This window comes from Ideonella flava (assembly GCF_051857595.1).
In the GTDB taxonomy this organism is placed as follows: Bacteria; Pseudomonadota; Gammaproteobacteria; order Burkholderiales; family Burkholderiaceae_C; genus Ideonella.
The window spans coordinates 177,689-191,339 of the sequence record NZ_JBPZHD010000012.1 but is presented as its reverse complement, the minus strand read 5'-3'; the positions used below and the strand labels follow the sequence as shown (position 1 = coordinate 191,339).

Below are 13,651 nucleotides of genomic sequence, written 5' to 3'. Positions count from 1 at the left end.
CGCCCTCCGGGATGGTTGTTGGTGTGCTCAGTGCGTTGCGCCGCCGGCCAGGTGGAAGCGCGCGACCAGGTCATGCAGGGAGCTGGCCTGGTCCTTCAGGCTCTCGGCCGCGGCCGCCGACTGCTCGACCAGCGCGGCGTTCTGCTGCGTCATCTGGTCGAGCGAGTTGACGGCGGAGTTGACCTGCCCGATGCCCTGGCTCTGCTCGGACGAGGCCGCGGTGATCTCGTGGATGATGTCGGCCACCCGGCGGACGGAGGCGACGATCTCGTTCATGGTCGCGCCGGCGTCCTTCACCTGGCGGCTGCCGGAGTCGACCTTCTCGACCGACGCGGCGATGAGCGACTTGATCTCGCGCGCGGCTTCGGCCGAGCGGCCGGCCAGCGAGCGCACCTCGCCGGCGACCACCGCGAAGCCGCGGCCCTGCTCGCCGGCCCGCGCGGCCTCGACCGCGGCGTTCAGCGCCAGGATGTTGGTCTGGAAGGCGATGCCGTCGATCACGCCGATGATGTCGCCGATCTTGCGCGAGGCCTGGTTGATCTCGTCCATGGTCGCGACGACCTGGTTCACCGCCTCGCCGCCGCGCTGGGCCACGCTCGAGGCCGAGCCGGCCATCTGGCTGGCCTGGTGGGCCGCCTCGGCGCTCTGCTTGACGTTGCCGGTCAGCTGCTCCATCGAGCTGGCCGTCTGCTGCAGGCTGCTGGCCGCCTGCTCCGTGCGGTGCGAGAGATCGGTGTTGCCCGAGGCGACCTCGTTGGAGGCGGTGTGGATGTTGTCCGAAGCGTGGCGGACCTGGCCCACCAACGATGCGAGCGACTGCTGCATGTGCGCCAGGGCGCGCAGCAGGTCGGCCGTCTCGTCGCGGCCGTCGGCGTCGATGCGGCCGGTGAGGTCGCCCTGGGCGATGGCCATCGCCACCTCGCGGGCATGGTCGATGGGCCGGGTGATCGCCACCGAGTTCATCAGCGTCAGCGGCACGACGACCAGCACCGTCAGGCCGAGCACGGCGATGAAGACCAGGAAGGTCATGCGCATCGAGGCAGTGAACTCGGCCTGCGTGGTGCGGGCCTCGTGGTCGACGACCTTCTCGATCGCCTCCACGTTCTGCTCGACCTTGGTCACGTGCTCCTTGGCACGCGCCAGCATCTTGTCGGCGGTGCGCGCGTTGTCGTAGGCGCCGTTCTGGATCTGCTCCAGCACGCGCTGCGTGTCGGCCGCGTAGCCGTCCAGCTCCTTCACGGCGGCGCGGGCGAGCACGTTGTCCTCGTCCTCTTCGCCCTCGAGCAGGGAGGTGAAGCCTTTCTTGACGTCCTCCAGCGACTTCGCCCACTTCTCGCGGTGCTTGAGGACGGCGACGCCGTCCTCGTAGTCGATGACCATGTTCTTCTCGTGCTGGCGCACATCGCCCAGCGCGGTGCGGATGGCACCGACCGCACGCACCTCATGGACCGACTTGCTCATGAACTCGTCGTTCAGGCGGGCCATGTGGCGGCCGCCGAGCAGGCCGGTCACGCCGACGAGCGCGAACAGGGCCAACACCATGCCGATCGCGCCGCGCATGCGCAGGCGGATCGAGAAGCTCCTCATCCAGTTCATGTCAGGCTCTCCCTGGCTGACGACTCGTTCAGAAGGTTTCCCAGTCGCCGTTGTCGGCAGCGGGCGCTGCGGCCGCCGGCAAGGGGCGGGCAGCGCGGACGGGGGCGGCGGCCTTCGCGGCCGGCTGGGGGGCGGGCCTGGAGGCGGGCTTGTTCACCGGCTTGTTCGCCGGTTTCATGGCCGGCCTGGCGGTGGCTGCCTTGACGGCGGCCTGCGCGGCCACGGGCCTGGCGGCGGGGGCCGCTCGCGAGGGCGCGTTCTCGCCGCCGAAACGGAAGCCGGACACCGCGCCCGCCAGGCGCGCGGCCTGTTCCTTCAGGCTCTCGGCCGCCGCGGCGGACTGCTCCACCAGCGCGGCGTTCTGCTGGGTCATCTGGTCCAGCTGCACCACCGCGCCGTTGACCTGGCCGATGCCCTGACTCTGCTCGCTGGCCGCGGCGCTGATCTCGCCGATGATGTCGGTCACCCGCTGCACCGAGGCGACGATCTCGCCCATGGTGCTGCCGGCGTCCTGCACCAGCCGCGTGCCGGCCTCGACCTTCTCGACGCTGGTGCCGATCAGGCTCTTGATCTCTCGCGCGGCCTCGGCCGAGCGGCCGGCCAGCGAGCGGACTTCACCGGCGACCACCGCGAAGCCACGGCCCTGCTCGCCGGCCCGCGCGGCTTCGACCGCGGCGTTCAGCGCCAGGATGTTGGTCTGGAAGGCGATGCCGTCGATCACGCCGATGATGTCGGCGATCTTCTTGGAGCTGTTGTTGATCTCGTCCATGGTCGAGACGACCTGGGACACCACCTCGCCGCCCCGGCGGGCGACCTGGGTGGCCGAGCTGGCCAGCTGGTTGGCCTGGGCCGCCGCATCGGCGCTCTGGCGCACCGTGCCGTTGAGCTGGCTCATGGAGCTGGCGGTCTGCTGCAGGTTGCTGGCGGTCTGCTCCGTGCGCTGGGACAAGTCCGCGTTGCCGGTGGCGATCTCGCGGGCGGCGTTCGTGATGCCGTCGGCGCCACTGCGGATGGCGCCAATCGACTGGCGCAGCTCGGCTTGCAGTTTGCTCAGTGCGCCGAGGGCCGCGCGGACATCGCCGTTGCCGGCGACCTCGATATGGCCGGAAAGGTCGTTCTGGCTCATCTGGGTCGCGTGCTGGGCGATGGCCCGCACAGCGCCGGTGGCGGCGCGCGCGCCGCCGATGTAAGTCAAGGCACAAAAGGCCGAGGCGCCACCGGTCAGCGCGAACAGCAGGGCGGGCGACCAGCCCGTGAGGACGCCCAGGACGATCATGGACTGGTTGACGCCCAAGGTCAGGAGAACCAGGGCGATCCGCTGCTTGGCGGAAAGGAACTTGAGCATGGTGCTTTTTCTTCGGGAAGCTGCGGTGAGACTCAGTGGCGGCTGTGGCGCACGAGGGCACCGACATCGAGGATCAGCGCCACGCGGCCGTCGCCCATGATGGTGGCGCCCGACACGTCCTGCACCTTGCGGTAGTTGGCTTCGAGGTTCTTCACCACCACCTGCTGCTGGCCGAGCAGTTCGTCGACGAGCAGGGCCACGCGGCCGCCTTCGGCCTCGACCACGACCATGATGTTGGAGACGTTCTCGAAGTCGAAGCGAGGCACCTCGAAGACCTTCTCCAGGTCGATCACCGGCATGAACTCGTCGCGCACTTCGACCACGCGGCCGGAGCCGCCGATCGTCTTGATCATCGACTGGTCGACCTGGAAGGACTCGACCACCGACGACAGCGGCAGGATGTAGCACTCGTCGCCCACGCCGATGGACATGCCGTCCATGATGGCCAGGGTCAGCGGCAGGCGCACCTTGACGCTCATGCCGTAGCCCTCGGCGGAGTCGATCTCGACCGTGCCGCCCAGCTGGGTGATGTTCTTCTTCACCACGTCCATGCCGACACCGCGGCCGGATACGTCGGTGACCTGCTCGGCGGTGGAGAAGCCGGGCGCGAAAATGAGGTTGTAGACCTCGTTGTCGGTCATCGAATCGGGGGCGTCGATGCCGCGCTCGCGGGCCTTGTTGATCAGCTTCTGCCGGTTCAGGCCGCGGCCGTCGTCGCGCACCTCGATCACGATCGAGCCACCCTGGTGGGAGGCGACGAGCGTGATGGTGCCGTGCTCGGGCTTGCCCTTGGCGGCGCGGTCGGCCGGCAGCTCGATGCCGTGGTCGCAGCTGTTGCGCACCAGGTGGGTCAGCGGGTCGGTGATCTTCTCGACCAGGCCCTTGTCGAGCTCGGTGGCCTCGCCCTGCGTGACCAGCTCGACCTTCTTGCCGAGCTTGGCGGCCAGGTCGCGCAGCATGCGCGGGAAGCGGTTGAAGACCATCGACATCGGAATCATCCGGATCGACATCACCGCTTCCTGCAGGTCGCGGGTGTTGCGCTCCAGGTCGGCCAGGCCGGACAGGAGCTGCTGGTTCAGCGCGGCGTCGACGTTCTTGCTGTTCTGCGCCAGCATGGCCTGGGTGATGACGAGCTCGCCCACCAGGTTGATCAGCTGGTCGACCTTTTCCACCGAGACGCGCAGGGTGGCCGATTCGGAGCTGGTGGCCGCGGCCGCACGCGCATCGGCGCGGCCGGCCGGCTTGGCGGCCGGAGTGGAAGGCGCGGCGGGCGCGGCGGCCGGCGCGGCCGCACTGCCGTCAGTCGCGGATGCGGCCGCCGAGGCGTTTTCGGCCGTGCCGGGTGCTCCTGGCGCTTCGTCGAAGAAGCCGTAGCCGAGGTCGGGCGGCACCTGCTCCGGCGGTGCGCCCGGGTTTTCGTTGAAGAAGCCGTAGCCGGCGTCCAGAGGCGCGAGCTGCATGTGCTCGCGGGCGATGTGGAAGGTGAACAGGTCCAGCAGGTCGCTGTCGGTCGAGGTGGTGACGATCTTGAAGCGGCGCATGCCCTCGGCGCTGCTGTTGGCCAGCGGCTCGATGGTGCCGAGGTTGGTCACTTCCTTGAACAGGTCGAACAGGCCGTCGGCGACCGAGGCGTCTTCGTTCGGCCCGACCGTCAGGCACAGGGCGCGGGCCACCACGCCACCCTTGGGCAACGCGGGTGCGGCCGGTGCGGCGGCTGGCGCCGGGGCGGCCGCCGATTTGGGCGCGGCCACGGCCGCCGGCACTTCGCCGTCGGCCAGGGCGCGGATGTGGGCCACCAGCTCGCGCGTGTCGACCGCGTCGCCGCCGGTGCCCTGGTGGCGGGCCAGGAGGGCCTTGAGCGCATCGCCCGAGGCCAGCAGCACGTCCACCATCTGTGAATTGGGTTGCAGCTCATGGCGGCGCAGCTTGTCCAGCAGCGTCTCCATGTGGTGCGTCAGCTCGGCCACGTCCGAGAAGCCGAAGGTCGCCGCGCCGCCCTTGACCGAGTGCGCGCAACGGAAGATCGCGTTCATCTCCTCGTCGTCGGCGGCGTCCACGTCCAGCTCGAGCAGCTTCTGCTCCATCTGCTCGAGGTTCTCGCCCGCTTCCTCGAAGAAGACCTGGTAGAACTGGCTCAGGTCGATGCTGTCGCCCAGGCTTTGGTTGTCGCTCGTCGTGTCGGCCATGTCCGGCTCCTCGCTCGTGTCTCGTGTTTGCCTCGTTGCCCTTCGCCGTCTTCCGCGCTCAGCGGATGACCTTGCCGATCACCTCGATCAGCTTGGCGGGATCGAAGGGCTTGACCAGCCAGCCGGTGGCACCGGCGGCGCGGCCGGCCTGCTTCATCTGGTCGCTGGACTCGGTGGTCAGGATCAGGATGGGCGTGGCCTTGAACTTGGGGTTCTCGCGCAGCTTCTTGGTCAGGCTGATGCCATCCATGCGCGGCATGTTCTGGTCCGTCAGCACCAGGTTGAAGTCGCGGCTGCCCGCCTTCTCCCAGGCGTCCTGGCCGTCCACGGCCTCGACGACGTTGAAGCCGGCGTTCTTCAGCGTGAAGGACACCATCTGGCGCATCGAGGGCGAATCGTCCACGGCAAGAATCGAGTGCATCGCTTTTTCTCCGAAAGGTCTGGGTAGGGGCTACGGGGCTGGGCTCGAAAGGGGGATGGGCGCTCAGAACAGATCGATGGAACCGGCGTCCATCTCGTCCTGCGTCACCGGGTTGGGGCGGCCGGGGCCGTCCTCGACGATGGCGGCTCCGTCTTCATCGTCTTCACCCATCGCATCCCGGGCGATCCGGTCGGCGCACGAGCGCAGCCGCTTCTGGGTGTGGGCGATCAGCTGGATCGCCATGTCGTGGAACTGCAGCGCGGTGATCGCGCCGGTGAGGTTCTGCATCGCGCTGTGCATGGCGCCGTGGTCGACCTCGGGCATCGCGGCGGCCACGCGCAGCACCTCGTTGATCCGGGCCGAAGCGCCGTAGAAATGGCCCGACAGCGTCTCGCTCGCGTCGTCCAGCAGCCTTTGCAGGCGCTCCAGGTCGTTGCTGGCCACCATCAGGTGGTCCTGCAGGTCGGCCGCCACCATCAGGGGCAGGCCGGGGTGGGATTCCGGTACGGGGCTTTCTGGATTCGGCATCGGTGCTCCGCGACTACTTGGTCGTCCTTTTAGGCGGCCTGGAGGATTCTTCGACAGCCTGTAACCGGCCGTTGAGCCGATCACGGCCCTAAACCGGCCTCTATTCCGCCTCAAGCCAGGTCACTCCCAGGCTGCGGGCCGTCCATCGACAGCCGGGCGGCTGCGCGATACTCGGCCCATGAGTGGCGATATCGGCAGCCACGCGCCAAGCCGTAGGCTGCGGGTGCTGCACATCGAAGATTCGGAACTCGATCACGAGTTGGCGATGGCCCACTTGCGCCGTGGCGGGGCGGATATCCAGGCCCACCGGGTCGATACCGAGCCGGCGTTCCGCGCCGCGCTGGGCGCGCACTGGGACGTGATCATTTCCGACTACAACGTGCCCGGCTTCTCGGGCCTGCACGCCCTGGACATCCTGCGCGAGAGCGGCCTGCGCGTGCCCTTCATCCTGGTGTCGGGCGAGATCGGCGAGGACGTGGCGGTGGCCGCCATGCGCAACGGGGCCGCCGACTACCTGCTCAAGAGCAACCTGTCCCGCCTGGCGCCGGCCACCGAGCACGCGATAGACGCCTACCAGACCCTGCGGGCGCGGGAAAAGTCGGATCGCGCCCTCGCGGCGTCGCGCCAGCGGCTGTCGGAGCTGGCCCAGCACCTGCAGACCAGCGTCGAGATGGAGCGCGCGGCCATCGCGCGCGAGATCCACGACGACGTCGGCGGCTCGCTGTCGGCCCTGAAGTTCGACCTGGCCTGGATGGCCCGCCACGCGACCACGCCCGAGCTCAAGGCCCGGCTCGACAGCGCGATGGAGACGGTGACCCACGCGCTGGAGGCGAGCCAGCGCATCATGCACAACCTGCGCCCGGCCATCCTCGAGCAAGGCCTGGTCGCCGCGCTGCAGTGGCTGGCCAACCGGTTCGAGCGCCGCACCGGCGTGGTCTGCAGCTTCCGCACCAGCCACGACAACCCGCAGCTGCCGCCGGGCGTGCCGCTGGTGGCCTACCGCGCCGCGCAGGAGGCGCTGACCAACATCAGCAAGCACGCCCAGGCGAGCCGGGTCGGCATCGACCTGTCGCTGGCGCAGGGCGTGCTGTCGCTGGAAGTGAGCGACAACGGCCGCGGGCTGTCGCAGGAAGATCTCGCCAAGGCGCGCAGCTTCGGCATCCGCGGCCTGCATGAAAGGGCGTCGACCGTCGGCGGCTGGGTCGACCTGTCCAGCAGTGCCGCCGGCACGACGCTGATCCTGTCCATCCCGCTGGACGAGAAAGCCGCCCGCCCGCCTTTCGGCGAAGATCCGGCAAACGACGGCGAGCATGATCCGTCGGCCTGGGGAGAACTCTGATGTCCACACGCGTCATCGTCTGCGACGACCACGCCCTGATCCGCCGCGGCATCCGGGACACCCTTTCCGACGCCCCCGATATAGAGGTCGTCGGCGAGGCGGGCGACTACGGCGAGCTGCGCACCCTGCTGCGCAAGGACAGCTGCGACGTCCTGGTGCTGGACATCAACATGCCTGGCCGCAGCGGCCTGGACGTGCTGCACGTGCTCAAGGACGAGGGCTCGCCGGTCAAGGTGCTGGTGGTCAGCATGTACCCGGAGGACCAGTACGCCATCCGGGCCCTCAAGGCCGGCGCCTTCGGCTACGTGAACAAGGGCGGCGACCCGCACGTGCTGGTGCAGGCGGTGCGCACGGTCGCCCAGGGGCGCAAGTACGTCACCCCCGAGATCGCCCAGATGCTCGTCGAGAGCCTGACCACGCCCGAGACCGCCAACGCCCACGAGAAGCTGTCGGACCGCGAGCTGCAGACGCTGGTGATGATCGCCTCCGGCAAGCGCCTGGCGGACATCGCCAACGAGCTGACGCTGTCGCCCAAGACGGTGAGCGTCTACCGCGCCCGGGTGCTCGAGAAGCTCGGCCTGACCAACAACTCCGAGCTGACCGTCTACGCCATCCGCAACGGGCTGGTGGGCGAGTAGCCGTCCGGCGCCCGTGCGCCGGCGTTCTCGCCGCTGCCGCCCTGTCAGCGTGAACGTATCCCCCACGTCGGGCGAGGGATCGCCCCGCGCCCCCAGGGAAGCACTGGACTTCCCCGGTGAATCGGCGTAGATATGCTTGGGCTGCCGCGACACGGTCTTCGCGAGCACCAGGGAGGAACCAATCTATGTACGGGCTGATCAGTCAGGCCCTCGAGGACTACGTTCGCCGAGGCTTTGGCGAGCGGGCCTGGAACGAGGTCCGAGGACGCGCGGGGTTCGGCGAAGAAGACCTGTTCGTCTCGATGGAGAGTTACCCGGACGAGCTCACGTTTCGCCTGGTCCAGGCGGCGACGGAGGTCCTGCACCAGAGCGCGGCGCAAGTGCTCGAGGCCTTCGGTGAGCATTGGGTGCTCTACACCGCGCAAGAAGGCTACGGCGAGATGCTGTCGATGTTCGGCACGAGCCTGCAGGAATTCCTCGTCAACCTGGACAACCTGCACAGCCACGTGGCGTTGACCTTCCCGGACCTGCGGCCGCCGTCGTTCGAGGTGGAACGGATCCCTGGCGCGGCCCAAAGCCTGTTGTTGCACTACCGCAGCGAGCGCACCGGCCTGGCCCCCATGGTCGTCGGGCTGCTTCGGGGGCTGGGCAAGCGTTTCTCACAGGAGATTCGGGTGCAGCGCCTGGAGCGCGGCGCCGCCGACGACCACGATGTGTTCCGCATCGACATCATCGAGACGACCGGAGCACCCCGAGGATGACGCACGAGCCGTCCCTGAACCTTTCACCGCAGCAGTTCGCCGCTGCCTTCCCCTTCCATGTCGTGCTCGACGGCCAGTTGCGTGTCCTGCAATTGGGATCCGCGCTGCGCCGACTGTGCCCCGGCATGGTCGAGGGAGAGTTCTTCGCAGACCACTTTCGTGTCCAGCGCCCGGCCATGGCGCGGATGGACGTCGACGCGCTCCGCCACCACGCCGCATCGCTGTTCGTCCTGCAGCATCTGCATGCTCCGCTGCGGCTTCGCGGCGAGATGGTTCCGCAGCCGGAAGGCTCGCTGTTCTTCCTGGGATCGCCCTGGGTGACCGACATGGCCGAGGTCAGCCGCCTCGGGCTGGGCTTGAGCGACTTCGCCGTGCACGACCCGGTCAGCGACCTGCTGTTCCTGCTGCAGACCAAGAACAAGGCCCTGGCCGATGCGCAGGAGTTGTCCAGGCGACTCAGGCAGCAACAGGACAGCCTGCGCGAGGCCACCCGCGCCGCCGAGGCGGCGGAACAGGCCAGTCGCATGAAGAGCGAGTTCCTGGCGGTGATGAGCCATGAGATCCGCACGCCGCTCAACGGCGTGCTGGGCATGCTGAACTACCTGCTCGCGGGCCGGCTCTCGCACCAGCAGCGCGACTGCGCCAGCACCGCCTTGAAGAGCGGCAAGACGCTGCTGGGCATCATCAACGGCATCCTCGACTTCTCCAAGGTCGAGGCGGGCAAGCTGGAGCTGGAACACGTCGACTTCAGCCTGCGCAGGGTGGTGGGCGATGCGGTCGAGATGGTGGCCTTCCAGGCGAGCGACAAAGGCCTGGCGATCGACTTCGACATGGCCGCCGAAGCGCCGGACGTGCTGCGAGGCGACCCGACTCGCATCCGGCAGGTGCTGGTCAACTACCTGGCCAACGCGGTCAAGTTCACCAGTGCCGGCAAGGTGAGCATCCGCATCTCGACGCTCGACGAGACCGACTCCGAGGTGACGATGAGGCTCGAGGTGCACGACACCGGCATCGGTATTCCCTTGCACAAGCAGCGCACCTTGTTCGAGCCTTTCTCCCAAGCCGACGCCTCGACGACGCGGAGGTACGGCGGGACGGGTCTCGGCCTGGCCATCTGCAAGAAGCTGGCCGGCCTGATGGGCGGCGAGGTGGGCGTGCGCAGCGAGCCGGGGCAGGGCAGTGTCTTCTGGCTCGCGGTGCGGCTGGACAAGGGAAGGCTCAGCCCCCTGCCGCGGCCGGCGAGCGACCGGACATTGCAGCGCTTCGAAGGCCGCGTGCTGCTGTGCGACGACGAACCGGTCAATCAATTGGTCGCGCAGCTGCATCTCGAAGCCCTCGGCGCGTCCGTCGACGTCGTCGACCACGGCGAGGCCGCCATCGAGTCGGTGCGAAGAACCCGCTATGACCTCGTGCTGCTCGACATGCAGATGCCGGACATGGATGGCATCCAGGCCTGCCAGCTGATCCGTTCAGAGCGCGGCGTGCATGCCTCGCCCCCCATCGTCATCTGGACGGCCAGCATGCTGGCCATGGATCCGACGCATTTCAAGGCAGCGGGGGCCGACGACGTGCTCGCCAAGCCTTTCGAGCCGGAGGAGCTGAAACAGCTGCTTTCGAAGTTCCTGGCAAAGGCGTGCTGAGCACGCCGAAAGGCGGGGCACACCAATCAGTGCAGGGAGCACCGCGATGACACCAGTCTCTGACGCCCACGCGCTCTACCAGCGCACGGCGGACCACTGGGCCCGGCAGGCGCCGAGTTCGTTGTCCGACTACACGGCCCGGCCGCGCGTGCTGGCCCTTTGCGAGCCGGTGCAGGGCCGGCGCGTGCTCGACCTCGGCTGCGGCGAAGGCTACTGCAGCCGCATCCTGCAGCAGCGCGGCGCGCAGGTGCTCGGCATCGACGTGTCCGAACGAATGATCGGCCTGGCCCGGCAGGCCGAGGAGCGCGAGCCCCTGGGCATCCGCTACGAGGTGGCCGACGCGGCCTCGGCCGACCTGGGCGAGGAACGCTTCGACCTCGTGCTGGCGGTCTTCCTCTTCAACTACCTGGGCGTCGAGCCGATGCGGCAGACGATGGTCAAGGTCCACCGCACGCTGAGGCCCGGCGGCCACTTCGTCTTCGCCGTCCCTCATCCGGCGTTCCCGTTCATGCGCGAGGCGGCGCCACCGTTCGGCTTCGAAGTGGGCGAGTCGGGCTACTTCAGCGCCCGCGACGCCCAGTTCGCCGGGCGCATCTGGAAGCGCGACGGCAGCGCGCTGGACGTGCGGCTCGTGCACAAGACGCTGGCCGACTATTTCGATGCCCTGCGCCTGGCGGGCTTCAGCACCATGCCGACGGTGAGCGAGCTGGGCGTCACGAGCGAAATGCTCGAGCTGGACGAGGCCTTCTTCGGCCCTCTTTCCGACGTTCCCCTGCACCTGGCCGTCAAGGTCGCGCGCTCCTGACACGCGAGGTGACCCATGACCATCGTTCGCAACACCCCCTGCCTGCTGGCTCCGGCATCCCGTTTCAGGCAACTGGCCCAGGCGCATGCCTTGTGGAGCCACCCCTTCGTCGAGCGCTGCCGCGCGGGGCGCCTGACGGTGCAGCAGGTGCGCGTGCTCGGCTGCCAGATGTACCAGTTCAGCCGCGAGTTCACGCGCTTCCTGGCCAAGGCCCTGGCGGTGTGCCCGCACGAGTCGGCGCGCATGGTGATCGCCGAGAACCTGTGGGAGGAGCTGGGCGAAGGCGACCCGGAGCGCGCGCATGCGGCCCTGTTCCGCCGCTTCACCCGGGCGCTCGGCATCTCCGACATCCAGCTGGCCGACATCGCGCCGGAGCCCGAGACGAAGGCCCTGATCGACACCTACCTCGGCCTGAGCGATCGCCACGGCATGCTCGGCATCCTCGGCGCGCTCTGCTATGCCTCCGAAGGCATCGTGGGCGCGCTGTATTCGCAGATCGAGGCGGGGCTGCTCCAGGCCGTCGCGTTCGAAAGACAGGACCTCGTCTTCTTCGAAGAGCACATCCACGTCGACGGCGGGCACGCCGACAAGCTCGAGTCGGTGCTGCTGCCTTGCCTGGGCCGCGGCCACGACATCGAAACCGTCGAAACCGCGATCCGCGAGGCCCTCGACGCCCGCTGCCGCTTCTTCGACGGCGTGCTGCGGGCCGCGCAGCGTGAAGGCGAGCCGGCCCTGGCGCCGATGGCCGGTTGAGCGGCCCATGCTCGCGCCCCCTGCCTGGCTGAAAGGCCTCTTCGCCGTCCTGCCGACGCCGATGGTGGCCGGGGGCGGCCTGGACCTCGACAGCCTGGACCGCGTGGTCGACTACTACCTCGAAGGCGGGGCGGCCGGCCTGGTGCCGGTCAGCGTGGCCGGCGAGGGCGACCTGCTGGACGAGACCGAGCGCCGGCACGTGATGGAGCGGGTCGTGCTGCGGGCGCGTGCCCGGGTGCCGGTGATCGCGGGGATCCTGGCGGATGGCACCGAAGCGGCCCTGGCGCAGGTGGATGAAGCGGCGCAATGCGGCGTCGACGGCCTGCTCGTCAAGCCCTCGGGCGACGGACCGCCAGCCATCGTCGAGCACTTCAGGGCGATCGGGCGGTCGGCCGGGCTGCCGATCGTGCTGCTGGACTACCCTCCCGCCACGCCGCCCCTGCCGGTGGAACTGATCGCCCTGCTGGCCGAGTGCGTTCCAGAGGTCGCCGGCATCAAGCTCGAGGACCAGCCGACCGACGCCAAGATGGCCCGACTGCGCGCCGTCGTCGGTCAGCGCGTGAGGATCTTCGGCGGCTTGAGCGGAGCGCATGCCCTGCGGGAGCTGGAGCACGGCGCGGACGGGTTCTTCACCGGCTGCCCGCAGCCCGAGCTGCTCGTGCAGACGATGGCCCGTTTCCGGGACGGGGATATAGCCGGCGCGTTGGCTGCCTTCGAGTCATTGCGTGAGGTCATTGCACGCGAGCGCCAGCGCCCCGCGGCCATGATTGCCCAGCGCAAGGCGATCCTGCGTGAACTGGGCGTGCTGCGCGACGACGCGACACGGTCTCGGCTCAGCGCCTGAAAGGCGCGCGGTAAAGCCAGACCGGCTTGGCGCCGGGCGCGCCCAGGCGAACTGCCGGCCGCCAGCCGGCAGCCTCGAACTCCAGGCTGGCCAGCCAGGCGCCGGGGCGCAGTTCGCGCCCGGCTTTCTCCATCGCCCGAGCCATGCTCTCGGGCCGCTGGAAAAGATAGACCAGGTCGTAGCCGGACCAGTCGGCGGCCCAGATGTCGCCCCTTCGGACCTGTGCCTTGAGGGCCCCCAGCCGGCACCTCCAGGCGCAGGCCAGCGCCAGCGGCCAGCTCCATTCGAGTCCCTCCAGCCGGGCTTGCGGGTACTCGGCGCGCAGGGCGCGCAGCCCGGCGCCGAGGCCGCAACCCGCGTCCAGCACACGGGCGCCGGCCGGCAGCGGCGCCGCGGCGGCCAGGCCGGCCAGGGCACCGGCCGGGGTGGGGAAGACCGGCGCATCGCGCCAGGCCTGGATCGGATACACCGCCAGCAGCAGGATCAGCGGCAGCAGCCAGGCCCAGGCCGGCAGGGCGCCCGCGGCGCTGCCGGCGGCCACCACCGACAGCGGAAAGCCCGCCACCAGGATCATCCTGCGCCAGGCTGGTGCGCCCAGGCGCCAGGCGACGAGCGCCACCAGCCCCATGGCGGCGACGAAGCCGGCCAGCGGCGCGATGCCCGCGCGCGGGGCGAGCAGGAACAGCGCCCAGGCCGCCGCCCAGGTGATCAGGGCGGGCAGGGGCCAGGGGAGCTTCATGGGCGCCGATGCTAGCCGCAGCCCCCGAGGTGCGGCCGCGCAACAGGGCGGGTTGC

Annotated in this window: 13 protein-coding genes; 7 read left to right on the top strand and 6 right to left on the bottom strand. The window is 69.3% G+C overall.

Annotated features, from left to right (window positions below; all coding sequences use genetic code 11):
* Positions 1 to 27: 27 nt before the first annotated feature.
* The 5 genes from ACS5PM_RS25285 to ACS5PM_RS25265 all read right to left on the bottom strand — a co-directional run bounded on the left by ACS5PM_RS25285 (position 28) and on the right by ACS5PM_RS25265 (position 6,076).
* Entirely contained in the window at positions 28 to 1,596 is a 1,569-nt protein-coding gene (locus ACS5PM_RS25285; RefSeq protein ID WP_439390557.1) for a methyl-accepting chemotaxis protein, read from the bottom strand.
* A gap of 28 nt (positions 1,597 to 1,624) precedes the next feature.
* Positions 1,625 to 2,941 carry a methyl-accepting chemotaxis protein gene (locus ACS5PM_RS25280; protein ID WP_439390556.1) on the bottom strand — a complete coding sequence of 439 codons (1,317 nt, stop codon included), beginning with the start codon at positions 2,939 to 2,941 and terminating at the stop codon, positions 1,625 to 1,627.
* A gap of 32 nt (positions 2,942 to 2,973) precedes the next feature.
* Positions 2,974 to 5,127, bottom strand: a complete 2,154-nt coding sequence (locus ACS5PM_RS25275) for a chemotaxis protein CheA (protein WP_439390555.1) — start codon at positions 5,125 to 5,127, stop codon at positions 2,974 to 2,976.
* Positions 5,128 to 5,185: 58 nt separating this feature from the next.
* Positions 5,186 to 5,548, bottom strand: coding sequence for a response regulator (locus tag ACS5PM_RS25270; protein ID WP_439390554.1), 363 nt, complete (start codon positions 5,546 to 5,548; stop codon positions 5,186 to 5,188).
* A gap of 63 nt (positions 5,549 to 5,611) precedes the next feature.
* On the bottom strand, positions 5,612 to 6,076 hold the full coding sequence (locus ACS5PM_RS25265; protein WP_439390553.1) for a hypothetical protein: 465 nt from the start codon (positions 6,074 to 6,076) through the stop codon (positions 5,612 to 5,614).
* Between the two features lie 178 nt (positions 6,077 to 6,254).
* Between ACS5PM_RS25265 and ACS5PM_RS25260 the strand changes: the two genes are divergently transcribed.
* The 7 genes from ACS5PM_RS25260 to ACS5PM_RS25230 all read left to right on the top strand — a co-directional run bounded on the left by ACS5PM_RS25260 (position 6,255) and on the right by ACS5PM_RS25230 (position 12,856).
* The gene (locus ACS5PM_RS25260; protein WP_439390552.1) at positions 6,255 to 7,415 is read left to right on the top strand and encodes a sensor histidine kinase; all 1,161 of its coding nucleotides are present in this window, start codon (positions 6,255 to 6,257) and stop codon (positions 7,413 to 7,415) included.
* Positions 7,415 to 8,053, top strand: coding sequence for a response regulator (locus ACS5PM_RS25255; RefSeq protein WP_439390551.1), 639 nt, complete (start codon positions 7,415 to 7,417; stop codon positions 8,051 to 8,053). Before ACS5PM_RS25260 ends, ACS5PM_RS25255 begins: the two co-directional genes overlap by 1 nt.
* Before the next feature lie 185 nt (positions 8,054 to 8,238).
* On the top strand, positions 8,239 to 8,814 hold the full coding sequence (locus ACS5PM_RS25250; RefSeq protein WP_439390550.1) for a heme NO-binding domain-containing protein: 576 nt from the start codon (positions 8,239 to 8,241) through the stop codon (positions 8,812 to 8,814).
* On the top strand, positions 8,811 to 10,454 hold the full coding sequence (locus tag ACS5PM_RS25245; RefSeq protein ID WP_439390549.1) for an ATP-binding protein: 1,644 nt from the start codon (positions 8,811 to 8,813) through the stop codon (positions 10,452 to 10,454). Before ACS5PM_RS25250 ends, ACS5PM_RS25245 begins: the two co-directional genes overlap by 4 nt.
* Before the next feature lie 46 nt (positions 10,455 to 10,500).
* The gene (locus ACS5PM_RS25240) at positions 10,501 to 11,259 is read left to right on the top strand and encodes a class I SAM-dependent methyltransferase (RefSeq protein WP_439390548.1); all 759 of its coding nucleotides are present in this window, start codon (positions 10,501 to 10,503) and stop codon (positions 11,257 to 11,259) included.
* A gap of 15 nt (positions 11,260 to 11,274) precedes the next feature.
* Positions 11,275 to 12,012: an iron-containing redox enzyme family protein gene (locus ACS5PM_RS25235; protein ID WP_439390547.1), complete on the top strand. Its 738-nt coding sequence runs from the start codon at positions 11,275 to 11,277 to the stop codon at positions 12,010 to 12,012.
* A 7-nt stretch (positions 12,013 to 12,019) separates the two neighbouring features.
* Positions 12,020 to 12,856 carry a dihydrodipicolinate synthase family protein gene (locus ACS5PM_RS25230; protein ID WP_439390546.1) on the top strand — a complete coding sequence of 279 codons (837 nt, stop codon included), beginning with the start codon at positions 12,020 to 12,022 and terminating at the stop codon, positions 12,854 to 12,856.
* On the opposite strand, the gene ACS5PM_RS25225 is transcribed toward ACS5PM_RS25230, so the two are convergent.
* Positions 12,846 to 13,595: a class I SAM-dependent methyltransferase gene (locus ACS5PM_RS25225; protein ID WP_439390545.1), complete on the bottom strand. Its 750-nt coding sequence runs from the start codon at positions 13,593 to 13,595 to the stop codon at positions 12,846 to 12,848. The two genes, ACS5PM_RS25230 and ACS5PM_RS25225, sit on opposite strands and share 11 nt — an antisense overlap.
* Between the last annotated feature and the right edge of the window lie 56 nt (positions 13,596 to 13,651).

Coding starts and splice junctions, on each gene's coding strand:
- ACS5PM_RS25275 (WP_439390555.1), bottom strand. CDS start 5,127: ATGGCCGACACGACGAGCGACAACCAAAGCCTGGGCGACAGCATCGAC.
- ACS5PM_RS25260 (WP_439390552.1), top strand. CDS start 6,255: ATGAGTGGCGATATCGGCAGCCACGCGCCAAGCCGTAGGCTGCGGGTG.
- ACS5PM_RS25255 (WP_439390551.1), top strand. CDS start 7,415: ATGTCCACACGCGTCATCGTCTGCGACGACCACGCCCTGATCCGCCGC.
- ACS5PM_RS25285 (WP_439390557.1), bottom strand. CDS start 1,596: ATGAACTGGATGAGGAGCTTCTCGATCCGCCTGCGCATGCGCGGCGCG.
- ACS5PM_RS25230 (WP_439390546.1), top strand. CDS start 12,020: ATGCTCGCGCCCCCTGCCTGGCTGAAAGGCCTCTTCGCCGTCCTGCCG.
- ACS5PM_RS25250 (WP_439390550.1), top strand. CDS start 8,239: ATGTACGGGCTGATCAGTCAGGCCCTCGAGGACTACGTTCGCCGAGGC.
- ACS5PM_RS25270 (WP_439390554.1), bottom strand. CDS start 5,548: ATGCACTCGATTCTTGCCGTGGACGATTCGCCCTCGATGCGCCAGATG.
- ACS5PM_RS25240 (WP_439390548.1), top strand. CDS start 10,501: ATGACACCAGTCTCTGACGCCCACGCGCTCTACCAGCGCACGGCGGAC.
- ACS5PM_RS25245 (WP_439390549.1), top strand. CDS start 8,811: ATGACGCACGAGCCGTCCCTGAACCTTTCACCGCAGCAGTTCGCCGCT.
- ACS5PM_RS25280 (WP_439390556.1), bottom strand. CDS start 2,941: ATGCTCAAGTTCCTTTCCGCCAAGCAGCGGATCGCCCTGGTTCTCCTG.
- ACS5PM_RS25265 (WP_439390553.1), bottom strand. CDS start 6,076: ATGCCGAATCCAGAAAGCCCCGTACCGGAATCCCACCCCGGCCTGCCC.
- ACS5PM_RS25235 (WP_439390547.1), top strand. CDS start 11,275: ATGACCATCGTTCGCAACACCCCCTGCCTGCTGGCTCCGGCATCCCGT.
- ACS5PM_RS25225 (WP_439390545.1), bottom strand. CDS start 13,595: ATGAAGCTCCCCTGGCCCCTGCCCGCCCTGATCACCTGGGCGGCGGCC.